Origin of the sequence: uncultured Campylobacter sp., assembly GCF_938031315.1 — a bacterium.
Lineage (GTDB): Bacteria > Campylobacterota > Campylobacteria > Campylobacterales > Campylobacteraceae > Campylobacter_B.
In genome coordinates this window covers 1-1,856 of record NZ_CALHHT010000319.1, presented here as the reverse complement: position 1 = coordinate 1,856, position 1,856 = coordinate 1, and the positions used below count along the sequence as shown (strand labels likewise).

Sequence of the window (1,856 nt, the reverse complement as noted above, 5' to 3'; positions counted from 1 at the left end):
GTTTTTGTGCTCCTGCGCTCTGGTTTTGATCGCGCTCATGAGGCCTTTTACGTCCTCGATAATAAGCCCCATGCTGCTTTTGATCTGAAGCGCGACGGCGGTATCGATGCAATCCGAGCTAGTCATGCCGTAGTGTACGAAGCGGCTCTCCTCGCCCAGGCTCTCGCTCACGCTCGTTAGAAATGCGATTACGTCGTGCTTAGTCGTCTTTTCGATCTCGTCGATGCGTGCTACGTCAAATTTAGCATTTTTGCAAATTTTCTCACAGTCCGCATCGCTGATGAAGCCTAGCTTATTCCACGCTTTGACCGCGGCCTTTTCGACCTCCAGCCACGCACCGTATTTTGCCTTCATATCCCACTTCTGCGCCATCTGCTTGCGCGAATATCTCTCTACCATTTTGCAACCTTTGCTCGAATTTTTGTATAATGATGGCAAGATTATATAAAAGCGGGGCTGAAATTTTAATATGGGCTATGAAAAGCGAAGTTTGGGCGTGTTTGAAGGGCGTAAAATTTATGAAATTTTACTCGGTCTCGGATACGATATGAGAAGCGCGCAACGTATTTGCGACAAGCGCAGGATCGTCGATGCAAACGATCTGAATTTACACAAAAACTCGGTCGCGCAGGGCGAAATTTTTATGATCGATTACAAATGCGAGCCGCGCGGGCTGAAGCCGATTTTTGAGTGCGACGAGTTCGTGGCGTTTGATAAGCCAAGCGGCATCCTAAGCCACCCCAGCGGCAGAAACTCCCCTTACAATATGTACGACGAGATCTGGTCGCTATACGGGCAGGATGCGTGCGTCGCGCACAGGCTCGATCTCGAAACCAGCGGCGTTTTGATCGTCGCGAAAGATAAAAACGCGGCGCGAAAGCTAAAGGACTGCTTTGAACAGCGATCCGTGATGAAAAGATACATAGCGCTCGTGCGCGGGGATCTGCGACGCGGATCGCGCGGGCGTTTGCAAGGCATGGCGCGCGATGGCGCGCGGGAAGATCGCGCCGCGTCCGGCTTGGATGAAATTTGCGGATCTAAATTTGCCGAGGGTGCTGCGAGCCTAGACGGCGTATTGAGCTTAGATGGCGCACATGTTTCGGCAACGAGCGTGCACGGTAGATTTGGATCTGACGTTTTAGCTAGCGGCGCGGGTGATAAATTTAGACAGGCTGCTACGATGGACGATACGGGCGGTGAATATAAAACTTGCGCTTCACAAGCGGCTAAATTTGTTCCCAATACTTTGGGCATAAATTTGAAAGAATTTGAGCCCGGGAAGTACGCTAAATTTAGCGAAAAGTTGAAATTTTTAGAGGGCTTCGAAGGTTTTATGATAGATGCTCCGATCGCGCCTAGCGGTGAGTTTGCGGATATCAAAATCCGTATGAAGATCGCTGCGGACGGCAAGGAAGCGGTCACGCTGATCCGTCCGCTGAAATACTTCGCTGATATTGACGCAAGCCTGACCGAGTGCTATCCGCTCACGGGCAGACAGCATCAAATTCGCCTGCATTTGTTCCACGTGGAACATAGTATTTTGGGCGAACCGCTCTATGGCCTCTCGCGGCCGCAAGTGGAGAAAATTTTAGATAAAGAGATGAGTGAAATCGAGCGAATTTTAACGACCGGCGCTCCGAGATTGCTACTGCATGCGGATGAAATTTGTTTTGAGCTAGGTGGCAAACGATATGAGATAAAGAGCGAATTTGACGCTGCGAGCGAGTTTTATAATTTCGCAAAATCGGTAAAATTTAGATAGGGCTCGACAAAATTTTAAATGACCTGGGGGACTATTTTTATGACGAGAGCTTTATTTTTACTTGCGAGTTTTTGAAAAATTTTATGGCGCAGCG

Annotated in this window: 2 protein-coding genes; one reads left to right on the top strand and one right to left on the bottom strand. The window is 49.1% G+C overall.

Annotated elements, in window-relative coordinates; genetic code table 11:
• On the bottom strand, positions 1–399 hold a 399-nt coding region (locus Q0236_RS07845), incomplete at its 3' end, for a lyase family protein (RefSeq protein WP_297916673.1).
• 97 nt (positions 400–496) lie between these two features.
• Here Q0236_RS07845 and Q0236_RS07840 point away from each other — a divergent pair.
• Entirely contained in the window at positions 497–1,762 is a 1,266-nt protein-coding gene (locus Q0236_RS07840; RefSeq protein WP_297916676.1) for a pseudouridine synthase, read from the top strand.
• The last annotated feature ends 94 nt before the right edge of the window (positions 1,763–1,856 follow it).